Here is a 16710-nt window from a genome sequence, read left to right on the forward strand (position 1 = left end):
TGAATGGCTGAAAGCACGACAGCGCCAAATAGCGGGCCTCAGGGCAATCCTGCGCAAAGCGCCACGGAACAGCGTGGCTTTGGTCATCGGCTGGTGTCCTGGCTGCGGCGTCTGGTTCAGCGTTTTCAGACCAGAATTCTGATCACCCTGTTCTTTATCATCATCGCGATGATTGCCCTTGCACCGCAAATATTCATTACCATCCCTGCTGGCCATGTCGGTGTCATGTGGTACCGGTTCCTTGGGGGAACGGTTGTTGACCGGACCTATGGTGAAGGCATTCAAATGATCTTCCCGTGGGATGAAATGTATGTCTATGACGCCCGCTTGCAAAATCAGGCCCGCGTCTATGACACCATTTCGTCAAACGGCTTGTCTATGGAAGTCGATATCGCGGTGCGTTACCGGATCAACCGCGAAGCTGCGGGTATGCTGCATAAACTTGTTGGCCCGAACTATGCGGAAATTCTCGTCTATCCTGAAATCGGGTCGCATGCCCGTGAACTGATTTCGCGCTACACCCCGGAACAGCTTTACACGGAAACCCGTGCTTTCATTCAGGCCGAAATCCTTGAACGGATGGTCAATGAACTTGGGTCGTCGCTGGTTAATCAAAGTTTCCGCGGGCGTCTGGTCACGGTTGAGGATGTCCTGATTCGTTCTGTCACCCTGCCGCCGCGCGTTGCCGACGCGATCGAGCGCAAGGCAGAACAGTATCAGGCCATGCTTGAATATGATTTCCGTATCGCACGCGAACAGAAAGAAAAAGAACGCAAGAAGATCGAGGCCGAGGGTATCCGCGAGTTCCAGGACATCGTTGCCAAAACAATTACCGAGGAATATTTGCGCCTGCGCGGGATCGAAGCGACCATGTCGCTCGCAACATCAAGAAACAGCAAAACCATCATCATCGGCGGCAAGGATGGCCTTCCGGTTATCCTCAATACTGCAGACGCACCGGTTGCCCGGACCAGTGCAGAAATGGTCGATGACAATGATGATACGCTGCCCGACGCCACACAATTCAATGCACGGTCACAGGAACTTGCGCCACAGAATGCGATTTCTCCGGGATTGAAAATGCCCACCGATCCATCGGGCAAGCCATCCAAAGGCACAAATAGTGCAACCAGCGCACAAACCGACTCCCAACAGACAGATCAGACAAAGTCGGGGAATGAGGCCTCATCGCCGGGAACAATGAGCGAATTGCTTAAGGCTGTTTCGCCAAACTATGACAAAACAGCCGGTGGCAGTGCAAATAGCAACACCCCCAATGCCGATACCATGACATCCCAACATGAACCGGCAGCAACGCCAGAACCCAAGAGCAACCTGAAACAATAAAGCTTTCTGATTGTTGCGACCAACCCCAAGTTGAGATAGTCTGATTTTTGAGTTGAAGATTGAATTTCGGGATAAAGATCAACAGTTCTTATCAAGAGGCGAGAATGACAGAAGCAGAGAACGTACAAGAGACTGATGACGTTGCCGTTGCAGAGGCGGATGAGATCCGTGCACAGTCGCGCGACTGCATTCATCGCCACAGCGTTTATGCTGCTGTTGGCGCACTTGTTCCGATCCCCTTCCTTGAAATGGCCGCATGCAGCACAATTCAGCTGCGCATGATTGCCAAACTTTGTGACATTTACGGGGTATCCTTCTCGGAAAATGCCATCAAGAACTCGGTCGCGACCCTTGTTGCAACGGTTCTGCCGGTTACCGGCATCGGCATTGCGACGGCGAACCTGATCCGTCGCGTGCCGGTCGTCGGAACCGTGTTTGGTGTTGTGGCCATGCCGACTTTCACCGCTGCTTGCACCTACGCGCTTGGCCGTGTCTTTGCCTGGCATTTCGCCAAGGGCGGTACGGTCAGTGATTTCGACGCAGACGAAATGAAAGATCGCTTCAAAGACGAATTTGCCGAAGGCAAGCGTAAGGCATCCGATTTCGTCAAGGGCGGGAAGACAACAGCAAAATCGACCGGTGGTCCGGCGACAGCCAAGGCATAACAAGCCTAGCTTTTCTGATGCAGAATGAACGGAATGCCCAAGGCACTTGTCTTGGGCATTCCTGCTTTTTGAGCCCTGCTTTTGCCGAATGTACCACATGTCAACCTGACTGAGACAATCAGGTTTGACTTGCTGCCGTGCAACATTTGCTTCAGAACTATGACAAATAAAGAATACGCGTTGAAAAATTCAACGTAAGGGAGCCCGTCTGTGTCCGGTTTTCATTGGTCACGCAATCAACGTCTGAGCCTTGTGGGCCGATATACATTATTATCGGTCGGCGTTGTCGTGTGCGCGCTTGTCGCACTGAGCTTCTTTTATCAGCGTTTTTCCAATGAACTGATCGACCGCCTGACCGGCGAACGCCTTAGTGCCCAGGTTGCTGCAACATCGAACAAGTTGTCTGCCTTTCTTGATGCGCGCATTTATCAACTGGTGACGCTATCCAATCACCCTGCGCTCCCTGCATTCATCGAAGCACCAAATTCGCCACAAGCAGAAGAAGCCCTGACCCTGCTTCGAGTTGAGGCAGATTCACCTGATCTTTATGGCGTGCTGTTCTTTGACTGGAACGACAATCTGGATCGTCTGGTCGCCGGGCAAGCGGCATCTGGCCCCCCATACTGGTCAAAAACCGGATGGGATATTCGCGGCCTTCCGCGGGTCGAACATGAAGGTATCGAATTTATCGGCCCGCAACTGCCTGAAAATGGCAATTCCGGCTGGCTTTTGATGCGCCAGCATATTCGTGACACCGGATTTGGGCAGAATACATCGGTTGCCCTGCATGTGCGCCTGTCATCCCTGACCGAACTTCTGGTCAGTGCCGGTGTGGCCGGGGTTATTGAACCGCTTTTGCGCACCCCGGGCGGTATTGTTCTCGACCCGACAGGGCGTCCGGCCGAGGTAACCGGCGAGCTGATCGAAGGTCCCAGCATTCTTCCGGGCTGGAACATCGTCATGAGTGTCCACCCCGGCACCATTTTGCAGCCGATTGATCAGACGCGGTTCTGGCTTTATGTCACGGCGACCTTGATCATCGTGGTTATTCTGGCGATCTTTTTTGCCCTGTCGCGCAGTCTGCGCCGACGGGTTGATACGCTGGTTCAGGGTGCACACAGCATCGCGTCAGGTGATCTTTACTATCGCCTGCCCGAAGGTCGTCGCCGTGATGAGATCAGCACGGTTGCCAAGGCGTTCAACACCATGGCATGGCAACTCAAAGACCTGATCGACCGGACCGTGCGTGCCGAAAAACTTGCAGTTCTCGGTCAGTTTGCCACTGGTGTTGCCCACGAGGTTCGCAATCCGCTTGCCACCATGAAAACCACCGTTCAGGCCCTGACTCGCAAGGAACAGGATGTTGAACGCAAGGTGTTGCTTGATGACATGGGTCATCAGATTGATCGCCTGTCACGTGTGGTGAATGATCTTCTGGCCTATGGCCGTCCGGGTGAAGCAGCCCCGCAAAACACTGAAATTCGCGACCTGTTCCGCCAATCAGCCCGCGTGCTGGAACCGATTGCCAAGGATGCCAATGTCAGGTTCTACACCAGTGGCGATTCCGGCCTGAAACTGTATATCGACCCGGATCAGGTTTTGCAGGTTTTGCTTAATCTGGGCATCAATGCCATTCAGGCCTGCAAGGCGGGCGGCACGGTCGGCTTGCGTGCTGAACAGAACGAAGCGTGGGTGGAAATCCGCGTCACAGACGATGGCGCAGGCATACCCAAACAGCATTTGCTTGACGTGGTTCAGCCATTTTTTACCATGAAAAGCAAAGGAACCGGTCTTGGCCTGACGATCAGTCAACAGCTGGTCGAAGCCAATCATGGTAAAATTCATATTGAAAGTGCCCCGCAAGAGGGCACGACAATCACACTGAAGTTCCCGGCCACAAAGGCGGGAACCGCCCAGGAGGAAGACCCCGAAGATGTCCAAGAGGATCAGATTACTGATCGTCGACGATGAGGAATCATTCGTTCGTTCCCTGAGCTTTGCGCTCAGGACCGAAGGCATGGACGTCACCGGCGTTCATTCCGGCGAAGATGCCTTTCTCGAAGTTCGGAAAAACCAGTTTGATATCATCCTGCTTGATCTGCGCCTTCCCGGTGCCGATGGCATGGAGGTGCTTAACAGCATCCGCAATCTTGATATCGATGTCCCCGTGATCATGATTTCCGCACATGGCGACACCCGTGCTGCGGTAAAGGCCGTCAAGCTCGGTGCTGCGGATTATCTCAGCAAGCCGTTCGAACTTGATGAACTGATCCACACGATCAACAGCGTGCTGGATCAGAACCGGACAGCTCTGGAACTGGCATATCACCGCAAACGCGATGTTCCCGCCAACGGACTGATCGGTGATTGTGCCGCCATGAGCGAATTGCGCACCACCATCGAACGCGTCGCCAAAAGCAGTGCGAGCCGTATTCTGTTGCTGGGTGAGTCCGGAACCGGCAAGGCATTGGTCGCGCGCGCCATCCATGGCGAAAGCCCGCGATCATCGCGCGCCTTTATCGAGGTCAATTGCGCAGCACTGCCAGAACAACTTATTGAGTCCGAGCTTTTTGGCGCGGAAAAGGGATCCTATACCGGCGCCCATCAGAAACGCACCGGTCTGGTCAAACTGGCCGATGGCGGCAGCCTGTTTCTTGATGAAATTGGTGAACTTCCCCTGGCGTTGCAGGCGAAGTTCCTGCATTTCCTTGAAAATGGCGATTATCGACCGGTTGGCAGCGAACATTCGGCGTCGGCAGACGTGCGTGTGATCGCGGCAACCAACCGTGACCTTGCCGAAGAAGTTCGCCTGGGTAACTTCCGTGAAGACCTGTTTTATCGTTTGAATGTCATCACCATTGATATTCCGGCCCTTCGGGCACGCGGTGAGGACATCATCAAGCTGGTCGAACATTTCGCGGACAAACAAGCCAAGGCAGAAGGATGCCATCCGATCAATTTTGCACCGGAAACAATTGATATTTTGCTGGCCCATCGCTGGCGCGGCAATGTGCGCGAGCTCAAAAACCTGATCGAGCGGCTGACAATTCTATATCCTGCCAAGACAATTTCGCCCGAATTACTACCAACCGAGTTTCATGAAACCGATATCTCCGGCGAACGTGAAGCCCATCAAATGGCAAATTCAAACGGGCCGCAATTGCAAGACCGCCTAGATAACACCGAGCGCAATCTTGTACAGGATGCGCTTGACCAGGCGGACGGTCACAAGGGCCGGGCGGCTGAGATTCTTGGAATTTCACGTCACGCCCTGAAACGCAGACTGCAACGGCTGGGTCTGCAATAGTCGTCCTGAGCGATCTCGCATTCACAAACCAAAAGCCATTGAGCGGTTTTCGCTCAATGGCTTTTTCAATTTGGAGCGCCAACCGCTCATTTCTGCGCTCATCCCTCGCAAACAAACCACACATCTTTTGCGCAAAGCCCCGATCTCCCTGCCTTTTTCATTTAGCGGAACAGTTGGCACAGCCTTTGCCAATTACCCGGACAAAGGTACAAACACGAATGGAACAACCATTCGTAGGGAGGATACATCATGGAGATGCTCACACGCCCGGTTTCCGGGTGCATCACCATTATTATTGCCGCGTTCACATTGCTTGTCGCCAATGGCGCACAGGCCGAACGTTTTGAGCTGGGCGCATCGGCGGACGAAGCCGATGCGGTGATCGGCTGTTTGTACCCGATGACCGGTCGCTCGGCGACATATGGTCGCGACAGCATTGTCGGCATTCAAATCGCACTTGATGATTTGGCGGCAGAAACCAAGGCAGGACTGACACCACCAAAACTGCGCGTGATTGCCGATGATCCGCGATCAAAGGCATCCTATGCCGTCCGTCTGGCACAGGATTTCGTCGCAAAGGATAACGCCCGGTTCTTTTGCGGGATCGTTTCATCAGGCGTTGCTCATGCGGTAAGTGACCTTGCACGTCAGGAAAAGATCATCATGGTCGGGACCGACCATGCATCATCGCGGCTGAGCATCGAAGCCGGACACGACTATTATTTCCGGGTCACGAATGACAGCTGGACCAGCATGGCAGCAGGCGCGCGTTATCTGCGCGATCTGCAAAAGGAAACCGGCTGGAAACGTCTCGCTTTTGTCGGACCGGATTATGACTATGGGCATGTTTCCTGGACTGACTTGCAGCTCGCCCTTGATGGGCTTGGCGTTGAGTATGAAACCGTCAGTGCCCTGTGGCCCAAGCTGTATGAACCGGACTATTCGATCTATATCAATGCCCTGCAATCGGCCAAACCCGATGTCGTGGTGACTGCACTTTGGGGCGGTGATTTCATTGCCTTTATCAAACAGGCATCAACGACCCGTTTCTTTGAAACCACCCGTCTGGCAAATTTCGATACCGGTGCCAATTACGATGTGATGATGGCGCTGGGCGATCAGCCCTATCCCGGCCTGATCCTGTCGGCTCGTCATCACAATAACTGGCCGGAAACCGGGCGCAACAAACGATTTGTCGCACAGTTCCATGACCTGACCGGTCGTTATCCGACCTATGCTGCCGAAGGTGCCTATACCGGCGTCATCGCGATAGCACGCGCCATCGAGAAAGCCGGTGGCGCTGATGATGACAGGGCACTGATCAAGGCGCTTGAAGGATTGCAACTGGCCCTGCCCGAAGATCCTCCGGGCTTTGCATCCTATATCGATCCCGACACTCACCAGATTGTCCAGGCGCAAGCCGTGGGCACGGTCGTCCATAACGAAGATTTTCCGCCATCAAAATTGATGGTGGGGAATTGGGCGATCTACGACGCCGAAGACCTCAAACCGTCAAAAGAGATGGTCAAACGCCGCCGCGATGCCGTGGCTGGCGGGTCCGAGGCTGTTCCACCGCCAACTCCATAGACCTTTCCCAAGGGAGGAAAAAAAGTGAAGAACAATAAAACAACTTTCAGCAATTATCTGGTTTCGGGCGTCGCTGCCCTTGCCCTGACGGCTGGCCTTGCATCGGGTGCATCCGCAGCCGAAAACGGCAAGTTCCGCATCGGTATTGTTACCTTCCTGTCCGGTCCTGCGGCCGGCCCGTTTGGTGTTCCATCTGCCAATGCCGCCAAGGTTCTTGTTGAAGCGCTGAACAAGGGTGAACTGCCCGCTCCGTACAACAAGATCGGCATCAATGGTGCAGAAATCGAAGCCGTCATCATTGATGAGGCCGGTGGTGCGACCAAGCAGGTTGAAGAATATCGCAACCTTGTCCAGCGCCAGAAAGTTGATGCCGTGATCGGCTATGTTTCTTCGGGTGATTGCCTTGCTGTCGCACCGGTTGCCGAAGAACTGAAAACCTTCACCATCGCATATGATTGCGGGACCTCCCGCCTGTTCGTTGAAAACAGCGACGCAAAATACATGTTCCGTACCGGCCTTGATGCATCGGTCGACAATATCGGTGCCGTACGTTACCTCGCAGCAACCCGTCCGGATGTAACCCGTCTTTCGGGCATCCAGCAGAACTATTCCTGGGGTCAGGACAGCTGGGCCGACTTCACCGCTGCTGCGGCGAAACTGCTGCCGGAATCTGAAATCGTCGAAGAACAGTTCCCGAAAATCTATCAGGGCCAGTATGGCGCAGAAATCTCTGCCCTGTCGGTCAAGCGTCCGGAAATCGTTCACAGCTCCTTCTGGGGTGGCGACATGGAAGCACTGGTTCTTCAGGCAAATGCCCGTGGCCTGCTTGAAGATGCCACCGGTCTTCTGACTTGCGGTGAAGCAAGCCTTGCGACCTATAAGGATCAGGCGCCGAATGGCATGATCATTGGTGCACGTGGTCCGTTCGGCGCGTTCGCACCGGAAAACGAACTGAACACCTGGTTCAAGGGTGTCTATAACGCCGCCTATGATCTTGATCCGGTTTACCCGGCAACCAAGATGGCGCAGGCGATCCTCGGCCTGAAATTTGCCGCTGAAAATGCCGGTCTGGCAGACAAGGAAATCCCGACCGCAGATCAGCTTGCTGCCGGTCTGAAAGGCGCTTCCTTCCCGTCCGTTTCAGGTACTGTTGAAATGGCACGTGGCAATGGCCATCAGGCAATGCAGGGCATTTCTTACGGCGAATACCACTATGAAGACGGCAAGGCGTCCATCGTCAATTCCGTCTCGTTCTCTGGCGAATGCGTAACCCCGCCAGAAGGTGTTTCTGCCGCAGACTGGATTGCCCAGGGCTTCCCGGGCGCTCAGTGTAACTAAGCACACGCAATCTTCCTGCGATGCGGGCATCTCTTTTGCGGGATGCCCGCCCTTTTCCCTGCACACTGGATATTTGTGATGACAAGTCTTCTTGCCGTCCTGATTGATGGCTCGATCTATGCATCGTGGCTGTTTCTCGTGGCCGCTGGCCTGACCGTAATTTACGGGGTGATGCGCATCCTGAATATGGCCCATGGCAGCTTCTATGCCATCGGTGCCTATTCCGCAGCATCCCTTGTCGGCTGGTATTTCAATAACGGTATTGGCCCGGCCTGGATCAGTTATCTTTTGCTGGTTGGTGCGGCACTGGTTGCCGGACTGATTGTTGGCGTGATCATTGAACGTGGATTGCTGCGCCTGATGTATGGCCGCGATGAAATCCTGATGGTGATCATTACCTATGCGCTTTTGCTGATTCTTGAAGACACGATGAAAATCGTCTGGGGGGTCAACCCGTATTTCGCCTATCAGCCCTATTCCGAACTTGGTCGAACGTCGCTTGGATTATTGAAAGTCTCAAACTACGACCTGTCACTGGTCGGGGTTTCGGCAGTCATCGGTCTTGTTTTGTGGGGACTGCTTGAACGTACCAATACCGGCAAGGTCTTGCGTGCGGTGATCCATGACCGCGAAATCGCGGTTGCGATGGGTGTGAATGTCCGCCTGATGTTCACCATCACCTTTGTCATCGGTACCATCCTTGGCGCGCTTGCCGGTGCGCTGACCGCTCCGGCCATTTCGGTCGTGCCGGGTATCGGGATCGAAGTCATCGTGCTGGCCTTTGCAGTGGTCGTGATTGGCGGACTTGGCAGTATCGGCGGTGCCGCCGTTGGCGCACTGCTTGTCGGATTAAGCCGTGCCGCAGCTGTCCATTATGCCCCCGAGTTCGAACTTTTCGTCATTTACGGCGTGATGTCGCTGGTTCTGGCGTTCCGCCCCGAAGGTCTGTTTGGCCGTACTTTGGCGAGGAAAATCTGACATGCGTTTTGATAAAACTGAAATCTCGCTTGCGGCAGTTGCGATTGCCTTAGTGCTGTTCGGGTTTGTGTCGCCCGGTTGGCTGATCTTCCTTTTGACCATCGCCTTTGCCAAGGCCCTTGTTGTGCAGGGTGTCGTCATGCAGATGCGTTCCGGTCTGGTATCTTTCGGTCAGGGACTGTTTTACTGCATCGGCGGTTATACCGTCGGCATGGGCGGCCAGTTCTTTGGCATCCATGATGCGATTGCCGCCCTTTCGCTTGGCATGCTGGTCGCCATTGCGGTTGCGATGGTGCTGGGCCTGCTGCTGACACGTTATCGCGATATCTTCTTTGCGATGCTGTCGCTGGCCTTTTCGATGATCCTGTTTGGCATTCTGGTCAAAAGCCCGGAACTGGGCAGCACGGACGGCTTTAACGTTCATAACTGGACGATCTTTGGCTGGGCTCCCGACGGCGGGGAAAGCAGCCAGCACACGGTCTTTACCCTGACCATTCTGGCCGGTCTGGTGATTGCTGTTCTGATCCACCGTTACACCAAGGCCGGGATCGGTGTGATTTGCGAAGCCGTTCGCGAAAACGAAGTTCGTGTTGAATATCTTGGTCTTTCGCCGCGCTGGTTGCTGTATGGCAACTATGTCAGTGCGGCCGCGGTTTCCGCCCTTGGGGGTGGATTAACCGCCCTTGCCACCGGGCACGTTGACCCGGAAATGGCCTATTGGACCACGTCAGGCGAATTCATCTTTATCGCGCTTCTGGGTGGATTGGGTCATGTCGCTGCACCGTTCATTGCCGCCGTGGTTTTCTCGGTCGTGCGGACCTATGCCATCGAACTGGTTCCCCATACCTGGCAGATGATCCTCGGCTTTACCCTTCTGGGTGTCATCGTCTTCCTGCCCAAAGGCCTCTGGAGCCTGGTATCGCGTAAAAAAGCAGGAGAACGCGCATGACTGTCATTCTTGAAACCAAATCGCTAAACAAGGAATTTGGTGCGGTCATCGCCGCAAAGGATCTTGATGTCCGGATTTCCAAAGGTGAAATCGTTGGCGTCATCGGGTCCAACGGCGCGGGCAAGACAACCTTCATCAATATGGTGACCGGTTATCTGAAGCCGACCCGTGGTGAAATCCTGTTTAACGGCAAATCAATCCTTGGTCATTCACCGCGTGCCATCACACGCGCAGGCATGGCCCGCTCATTTCAGGTAGCACAGCTGTTTCCTGAAATGACGGTACTCGACAACCTGATCGTTGCCCTTGCCGCTGCCGAAAGCCCGCGTCCTAGTTTCCTAAGCCCGCTTCGCAATGACAAACGCATCGCACGGGCTGAAGACATTCTGCGTGAATTCGGTGTCGAGAACTATCGAGACTCACTGGTAACAGCGGTCCCGCAAGGTGCCCGCAAACTGGTGGATATTGCCATGGCCCTGATCGGAAATCCGCAGATGCTGTTGCTTGATGAACCGACCAGTGGCGTCAGCATGGATGAAAAAACCGGATTGATGGACACCGTGATGAATGCGGTCCGCCAACATGGTGTCACCGTGCTGTTTGTTGAACATGACATGGATGTGGTCGAACGTTACGTATCACGTGTTCTGGCGTTCTATAGCGGCGAGATCATCGCCGACGGGCAGCCTTCGGCGGTTCTTGCCGATGAACGCGTACGTGATCTTGTCACCGGCCATCGTCCCACCCACAAAAAAGGGAATGGCGCATCATGACCCTGGAAATCAAAAATCTGAACGTCTCGATCGGCAATATCCCGATCCTTCGTGATGTCTCCCTGACTGTTCCGTCCGGACAGATGTTTGGCCTGATCGGACATAACGGTGCGGGCAAAACCACATTGATGCGTGCCATCATGGGATTGCTTGAGGCCGATGATGGTTCCATCACCTTTGATGGCAAGGATTTGCGCAAGACGGCTGATTTCGGTCGTGCAAAAGGCGGCATCAGCTATATGCCCGAAGACCGACGCCTGATCCCGTCCCTGACGGTTGAGGAAAACATTCTTCTTCCGGCATGGACCAACGGCATTGCAGATGCCAGGGAACGTCTGGAATGGGTTTATGACCTGCTTCCGGAAATTGCACAGTTCCGTGCCCGGCGCGCCATGCAGCTTTCCGGAGGTCAGCAAAAACTGGTGGCCCTTGGCCGCGCATTGATGCCGGGCCGGAAATTGTTGCTTCTTGATGAACCGTTCGAGGGCGTTGCCCCGGTTCTGTCGCGCCGTCTGTCCGAGGTCATATCCAACCTTGGCAGCAGTGGCTTGTGTGTTCTGATTTCAGAATCGGATGACACCCATTCCGCCGATCTGGTGACAGGCAGCTATCGCATCGAACGCGGCACTGTTTCCTCATCAAACACCCAGCCCGCATAAGCCCGGCCAACGCGAGGATCACCATGTCAGATTTTACATTTGAAACCACGCCCCGCGTCATCTGCGAATTTGATGGCGCACTTCAGCTGGGCAGCCTGTGTAACGAGTTCGGCGCAAAACGCGCCGTTCTCATCACCGATCCGGGCTTGCAGAAAGTCGGATTGATTGATGCCCCCTATCAGGCCCTGATTGATGCCGGGATCGATACCCTTTTGTGGACCCGGGTTGAAGCCGACCCGCCTGAAAGCACCATCCTTGAAGCGGTCAAGGGCGCCCAGGATTTTGGTGCAGACATCATTATCGGCCTTGGCGGCGGATCATCGATGGATACAGCCAAGCTGGTGGCTTTGCTGTGTGGCAATCCCCAGCAACTTGATGCGATCTACGGGATCGGTCTGGCAAATGGTCCAAGATTGCCACTTATTCAGGTTCCGACCACCGCAGGGACCGGATCGGAAGTCACCCCGATTTCCATCGTCACCACCCCGACCCAGGAAAAGAAAGGCGTTGTATCACCGCTTCTTTATCCGGATGTCGCTTTGCTTGACGCCAAACTGACCATGGGTCTTCCGGCATCGATTACCGCAATGACCGGTATTGATGCGATGGTTCATGCCATCGAGGCCTATACCACCAAGCACAAGAAAAACGCGTTGTCTGATGGTCTGGCCATTCGTGGCATGCAGTTGATGACTGCCCATATCGATGATGCGGTTTCGGCAAACCCGTCCCGTGAAGCCCGCGAAGCCATGTTGCAGGGATCGATGATGGCCGGTATGGCATTCGCCAATGCCCCGGTTGCAGCGGTGCATGCGCTGGCCTATCCGCTGGGCGGGCATTTCCATGTTCCCCATGGTCACAGCAACGCACTTGTCCTGATCGAGGTTCTGAAGTTCAACCGCGATGCGGCCTGTACGCAATATGCGGAACTGGCCCGTGCGGTTCTGCCCGGTGAACGGTTTGCCGATGATGATGCCGCCTGTGATCGTTTCATCAGCTACATGACTGACATGGTCGAACGGATGCCCTTTACCCGTCAGTTACGCGATGTTGGCGTGACGGAGGCCGATCTCGACATGCTTGCGACCGATGCGATGAAGGTCGAACGCCTTCTGATCAACAACCCGCGTGAGATGACCTTTGAGGCCGCGCGGGCCATCTATGCCAGCGTACTTTAACCACAGGATAGCCCCATGACGATTGAACTCAATGATACCGGTCTTTGGCAAACCCTTGGTCATGTCGATGGCAAATGGGTGTCGGCCGACAATGGCAAAACCTTTGCCGTGACCGATCCGGCCACCGGCGAACATCTTGCCGATGTCCCCGATATGGGGGCGGCGGAAACCCGGACAGCAATTGATGCCGCCAACGCCGCCCTTCCGGCATGGCGGGCAAAGACCGCCAAGGAGCGGGCCAATATTCTGCGCAAATGGTTTGACCTTTGCATGACAGCGCAGGAAGACCTTGCGTTGCTGATGACCCGTGAACAGGGCAAACCCCTTGCCGAGGCGCGCGGTGAAGTGGCCTATGGCGCGTCCTTCCTTGAATGGTTTGCCGAAGAAGGCAAACGCATTTATGGCGATGTCATTCCGTCACATGGTGCAGATAAACGCATTATCACCGTCAAACAGCCGATCGGTGTTGTGGCCGCGATTACGCCATGGAACTTCCCGATGGCGATGATCACCCGTAAATGTGCCCCGGCGATTGCTGCGGGGTGCACGGTTGTCATCAAACCGGCCGAAGATACTCCCTTGACCGCCCTTGCCCTTGCCGAACTGGCCAAACGTGCCGGTTTCCCCGATGGTGTGATCAATGTTGTCACCGCATCGCACGGTGCGGATATTGGCAATGAACTGACGGCCAATCCGATTGTTCGCAAGCTGTCCTTTACCGGCTCGACCCAGGTCGGCAAACTTCTGATGCGCCAATGTGCCGATACCGTCAAAAAAGTCAGTCTCGAACTGGGCGGCAATGCGCCCTTTATCGTCTTTGACGATGCCGACCTTGACGAGGCCGTTGCCGGTGCCATCGCATCCAAATACCGCAATGCCGGTCAGACCTGCGTCTGCGCCAACCGCATTCTGGTTCAGGAAGGCGTTTATGATGCCTTCGCCGAAAAACTGGCCGCCGCAGTTGCCAAACTGCGCGTCGGTCATGGCACCGAGGATGGCGTAACACAGGGGCCATTGATCAACACCAAGGCGATTGAAAAGGTCGAAACCCTTGTCAATGACGCGATCAACCACGGTGCCAAAGCCGTGCTTGGCGGTGAACGCGCCAAACCGGGCAGCAATTTCTTTAGCCCGACCATTCTGACCGGTGTCACCGCAGAAATGCGGATCTTCTCCGAAGAGATTTTTGGTCCGGTTGCTCCGCTGTTCAAATTCAGTGACGAGGCCGAGGCCATTCGCATGGCCAATGACACGCCCTTTGGACTGGCGGCCTATTTCTATGCCCGTGACATCGGTCGCATCTGGCGCGTTGGCGAGGCACTGGAATACGGCATCGTCGGGATCAATGAAGGGATCATTTCCACAGAATCAGCCCCGTTTGGCGGCGTGAAAGAGTCCGGTATCGGTCGTGAGGGGTCGAAATACGGCATCGATGATTTTGTCGAGATTAAATACATGTGCCTCGGCGGTCTCGCCGGGAAAGCCATCTAACCGGAAACGAGGAGCCCCACCATGAGTTTCATGTTTCGTAGTGTGCCGCGCATCGTTTGCGAGGCAGGCGGCATTACTAAAACCGGCACCCTGATGAAAGAACTGGGCGCAACCCGCGTCACCGTTGTTTGCGATCCGGGCATTGTCACACTTGGCTATGCCGACAAGGTGCAGAAATCACTGGAAGCCGCCGGCATTGCTGTCCAGATCTTTGCCGATGTTCAGGCCGACCCGCCCCAGAACATCGTCCAGCAGGCCATTGATGGCGCCAAGGACTGGAAGGCAGATGGCGTGATTGGTCTTGGCGGCGGCAGTTCGCTTGATAGTGCCAAACTTGTCGCCTTGCTTGCCAATAGCGATCAGACCATCGAAGGCATTTACGGCATCGACAAGGCAACGGGTGACCGTTTGCCCCTGATCCAGATCCCGACCACCGCCGGGACCGGATCAGAAGTCACATGGGTGTCGGTGATTACCGATAACAACAATCTCAAACAGGTTGTTTACACCCCGCAATTGATGCCCGATATCGCGCTTCTGGATGCGGAACTGACCTATGGCCTGCCACAGAAAGTTACCGCAGCAACCGGGCTTGATGCGATGGTGCATGCGATTGAAGGTTACACCAGCCGTACGCGCAAAAACCCGATTGCCGATGGTATGGCGGTGACGGCCTTGTCGCTTTTGGGCAAGAACCTGATGAAGGTGATTGAAAATCCGGGCGACAAGGAAGCACGTTCTGCGATGCTTCAGGGATCATTGATTGCCGGGATGGCCTTTGCCAATGCATCGGTTGCCGCCATTCATGGTTTGGCCTATCCGTTGGGCGCACGGTTCCATATTCCGCATGGTCACGCCAATGCACTGGTCATGGCACAGGTGCTGCGGTTTAACCTGCCAGCAGCGGGTAAACTTTATGCCGAACTGGCCCCGTGCCTGATCGAAGATTGCGATTTTGCATCCGAGGAAGAAGCCGCCGAGGCCTTTGTTCGCCGGATCGAGGAAATGGTCCCGGCCAGCGGCCTTGAAACCCGCCTGCGCGATCTTGGCGTAACCGAAGACTCCCTGTCCGAAATGGCCGAGGAAGTCTTTAGCAAAATCTATCGCCTGATTGAAAGCAACCCGCGCGATATGACGGCAAGCGATATCGAAGCGATCTATCGCGAAGTCTACTGAGCCCGGAGGGTGCTCTGAAATAGCACCCTCGTCTACAAACCGGCGGCTTGCTTGGTCGCTTGGCCGCCGGTTTGTTTGAGGTGCCAAATGGCGCTCGAAGCCGTCATTCGGCTTTCCCCTGACATTGTCCGGCACTCCCCAAACACTATTCTTGGCCCGAACATAAGCTGGTCAGGAGTACATGGAATTGGTTGGGGCAGCTCCCAAATTTGTCAAACGCAATCAGACAAACAAATTTGCTCTGATGCTCTTGCCCTGTTTTGTGCTGTCCCAAGAAATATTCGATCATTTCTGGCCGCTTGGGTGGAAAGTGGCATTTCTCAAACTATTGGTTGCTGATGCGGTGATGATCTTGTTTAAAACGGATCAAGACAATCGCCGAAGGTCGCGATGCCATGAAGCCGTTCCTTGGTGCCTTTTGGGGTCCATATTCCTGGAAGATGGCACCCAAAAAAACTGATGCCCTTTCATCCGGGCGCTGTGAACTATTTTAAAAAGCCGGAATTCCGGTTGACCAGTAAGGAACGCTTGATTGGTACGGCATCGGCATGATGGACGATTGATGCACTTCCTTACGCAAAGCGACAGGAGCATTTTGACATGATGAAAACCATTACCGCAGCAGATGGCCATGCGCTTGATTGCTGGTTTGAACCAGCGGCTGGCGAACGCCGTGGCGGGATTGTCATCCTGCAGGAAATCTTTGGTGTGACCGACCAGCTCAAAGGTGTGGCTGCAAAATATGCTGCCCTTGGTTACGAAGTCGCCATACCTGCCCTGTTTGACCGTCAGGAACGCGATGCGGTTGTTCCCTTTGATCAGGCACTGCGCGGCCGCGACATGATGCTGGCATCCGATCTTGAACAAACCACCCTGGACATTGATGCAGCGGTCAAGGCCCTTGCCGCAAATGGTGGCAAAGTCGGAGTTATCGGTTTTTGCTGGGGCGGCGGCCTTGCCCTGCGCGCAGCACAGGATCTTGACGTTGCAGCCGGGATTGCATTCTATGGCACGCGTTTACCGCAATATCTTGATCGGCCACTCAAGGCCGCATTCCTTGGTCACTTTGGCACCCTGGATGACCATGTTCCGGTCGAAATGCTTGATCAAGCCAAGACTTATTTCCCGGATATGGAAATTCATATGTACGAAGCCGGTCACGCCTTTGCCAATGATGCACGCCTGTCCTATGTCGCGAATGCTGCCGATCTGGCCCATGCCCGTACGATCGAATTTCTTGCAAGGCATGTCGGCTAAACCAC

Annotated in this window: 14 protein-coding genes; all 14 read left to right on the forward strand. The window is 54.8% G+C overall.

Annotated elements, in window-relative coordinates; all coding sequences use genetic code 11:
- Positions 1 to 3: 3 nt before the first annotated feature.
- The 14 genes from WA318_RS20020 to WA318_RS20085 all read left to right on the forward strand — a co-directional run bounded on the left by WA318_RS20020 (position 4) and on the right by WA318_RS20085 (position 16705).
- Entirely contained in the window at positions 4 to 1347 is a 1344-nt protein-coding gene (locus tag WA318_RS20020; RefSeq protein ID WP_114098105.1) for a prohibitin family protein, read from the forward strand.
- Between the two features lie 104 nt (positions 1348 to 1451).
- A complete protein-coding gene (locus WA318_RS20025; protein ID WP_114098104.1) occupies positions 1452 to 2012 on the forward strand; it encodes a YcjF family protein in 561 nt (186 codons plus the stop codon).
- A gap of 210 nt (positions 2013 to 2222) precedes the next feature.
- A complete protein-coding gene (locus WA318_RS20030) occupies positions 2223 to 3983 on the forward strand; it encodes a sensor histidine kinase (protein ID WP_114098103.1) in 1761 nt (586 codons plus the stop codon).
- A complete protein-coding gene (locus tag WA318_RS20035; RefSeq protein ID WP_336083978.1) occupies positions 3946 to 5319 on the forward strand; it encodes a sigma-54-dependent transcriptional regulator in 1374 nt (457 codons plus the stop codon). Before WA318_RS20030 ends, WA318_RS20035 begins: the two co-directional genes overlap by 38 nt.
- A 249-nt stretch (positions 5320 to 5568) precedes the next feature.
- Positions 5569 to 6906 carry an ABC transporter substrate-binding protein gene (locus WA318_RS20040; RefSeq protein ID WP_336083980.1) on the forward strand — a complete coding sequence of 446 codons (1338 nt, stop codon included), beginning with the start codon at positions 5569 to 5571 and terminating at the stop codon, positions 6904 to 6906.
- Positions 6907 to 6930: 24 nt separating this feature from the next.
- Positions 6931 to 8244 (forward strand): ABC transporter substrate-binding protein, encoded by a 1314-nt coding sequence (locus WA318_RS20045; protein WP_336083982.1) that lies wholly within the window; start codon positions 6931 to 6933, stop codon positions 8242 to 8244.
- 78 nt (positions 8245 to 8322) lie between these two features.
- Positions 8323 to 9222 (forward strand): branched-chain amino acid ABC transporter permease, encoded by a 900-nt coding sequence (locus WA318_RS20050; protein ID WP_114098263.1) that lies wholly within the window; start codon positions 8323 to 8325, stop codon positions 9220 to 9222.
- A 1-nt stretch (position 9223) separates the two neighbouring features.
- On the forward strand, positions 9224 to 10171 hold the full coding sequence (locus WA318_RS20055) for a branched-chain amino acid ABC transporter permease (protein ID WP_114098099.1): 948 nt from the start codon (positions 9224 to 9226) through the stop codon (positions 10169 to 10171).
- Positions 10168 to 10944, forward strand: a complete 777-nt coding sequence (locus WA318_RS20060; protein WP_336083984.1) for an ABC transporter ATP-binding protein — start codon at positions 10168 to 10170, stop codon at positions 10942 to 10944. The genes WA318_RS20055 and WA318_RS20060 overlap by 4 nt, the downstream gene beginning before the upstream one ends.
- Positions 10941 to 11603, forward strand: a complete 663-nt coding sequence (locus WA318_RS20065; protein WP_114098097.1) for an ABC transporter ATP-binding protein — start codon at positions 10941 to 10943, stop codon at positions 11601 to 11603. Before WA318_RS20060 ends, WA318_RS20065 begins: the two co-directional genes overlap by 4 nt.
- A 23-nt stretch (positions 11604 to 11626) precedes the next feature.
- Positions 11627 to 12781 (forward strand): iron-containing alcohol dehydrogenase, encoded by a 1155-nt coding sequence (locus WA318_RS20070; RefSeq protein ID WP_336083988.1) that lies wholly within the window; start codon positions 11627 to 11629, stop codon positions 12779 to 12781.
- Between the two features lie 15 nt (positions 12782 to 12796).
- Entirely contained in the window at positions 12797 to 14272 is a 1476-nt protein-coding gene (locus tag WA318_RS20075) for an NAD-dependent succinate-semialdehyde dehydrogenase (protein ID WP_336083990.1), read from the forward strand.
- A 21-nt stretch (positions 14273 to 14293) separates the two neighbouring features.
- Positions 14294 to 15448 (forward strand): iron-containing alcohol dehydrogenase, encoded by a 1155-nt coding sequence (locus WA318_RS20080; protein WP_336083992.1) that lies wholly within the window; start codon positions 14294 to 14296, stop codon positions 15446 to 15448.
- A gap of 600 nt (positions 15449 to 16048) precedes the next feature.
- On the forward strand, positions 16049 to 16705 hold the full coding sequence (locus tag WA318_RS20085; RefSeq protein WP_336083994.1) for a dienelactone hydrolase family protein: 657 nt from the start codon (positions 16049 to 16051) through the stop codon (positions 16703 to 16705).
- Positions 16706 to 16710: the final 5 nt, after the last annotated feature.

It is taken from the genome of Thalassospira sp. CH_XMU1448-2 (assembly GCF_037027285.1).
GTDB lineage: Bacteria > Pseudomonadota > Alphaproteobacteria > Rhodospirillales > Thalassospiraceae > Thalassospira > Thalassospira profundimaris_C.

Excerpts from the sequence above, each read along its gene's own strand:
- WA318_RS20020 (WP_114098105.1), top strand. The coding sequence starts at position 4 with ATGGCTGAAAGCACGACAGCGCCAAATAGCGGGCCTCAGGGCAATCCT.
- WA318_RS20055 (WP_114098099.1), top strand. The coding sequence starts at position 9,224 with ATGCGTTTTGATAAAACTGAAATCTCGCTTGCGGCAGTTGCGATTGCC.
- WA318_RS20060 (WP_336083984.1), top strand. The coding sequence starts at position 10,168 with ATGACTGTCATTCTTGAAACCAAATCGCTAAACAAGGAATTTGGTGCG.
- WA318_RS20080 (WP_336083992.1), top strand. The coding sequence starts at position 14,294 with ATGAGTTTCATGTTTCGTAGTGTGCCGCGCATCGTTTGCGAGGCAGGC.
- WA318_RS20070 (WP_336083988.1), top strand. The coding sequence starts at position 11,627 with ATGTCAGATTTTACATTTGAAACCACGCCCCGCGTCATCTGCGAATTT.
- WA318_RS20085 (WP_336083994.1), top strand. The coding sequence starts at position 16,049 with ATGATGAAAACCATTACCGCAGCAGATGGCCATGCGCTTGATTGCTGG.
- WA318_RS20065 (WP_114098097.1), top strand. The coding sequence starts at position 10,941 with ATGACCCTGGAAATCAAAAATCTGAACGTCTCGATCGGCAATATCCCG.
- WA318_RS20050 (WP_114098263.1), top strand. The coding sequence starts at position 8,323 with ATGACAAGTCTTCTTGCCGTCCTGATTGATGGCTCGATCTATGCATCG.
- WA318_RS20040 (WP_336083980.1), top strand. The coding sequence starts at position 5,569 with ATGGAGATGCTCACACGCCCGGTTTCCGGGTGCATCACCATTATTATT.
- WA318_RS20035 (WP_336083978.1), top strand. The coding sequence starts at position 3,946 with ATGTCCAAGAGGATCAGATTACTGATCGTCGACGATGAGGAATCATTC.
- WA318_RS20075 (WP_336083990.1), top strand. The coding sequence starts at position 12,797 with ATGACGATTGAACTCAATGATACCGGTCTTTGGCAAACCCTTGGTCAT.
- WA318_RS20025 (WP_114098104.1), top strand. The coding sequence starts at position 1,452 with ATGACAGAAGCAGAGAACGTACAAGAGACTGATGACGTTGCCGTTGCA.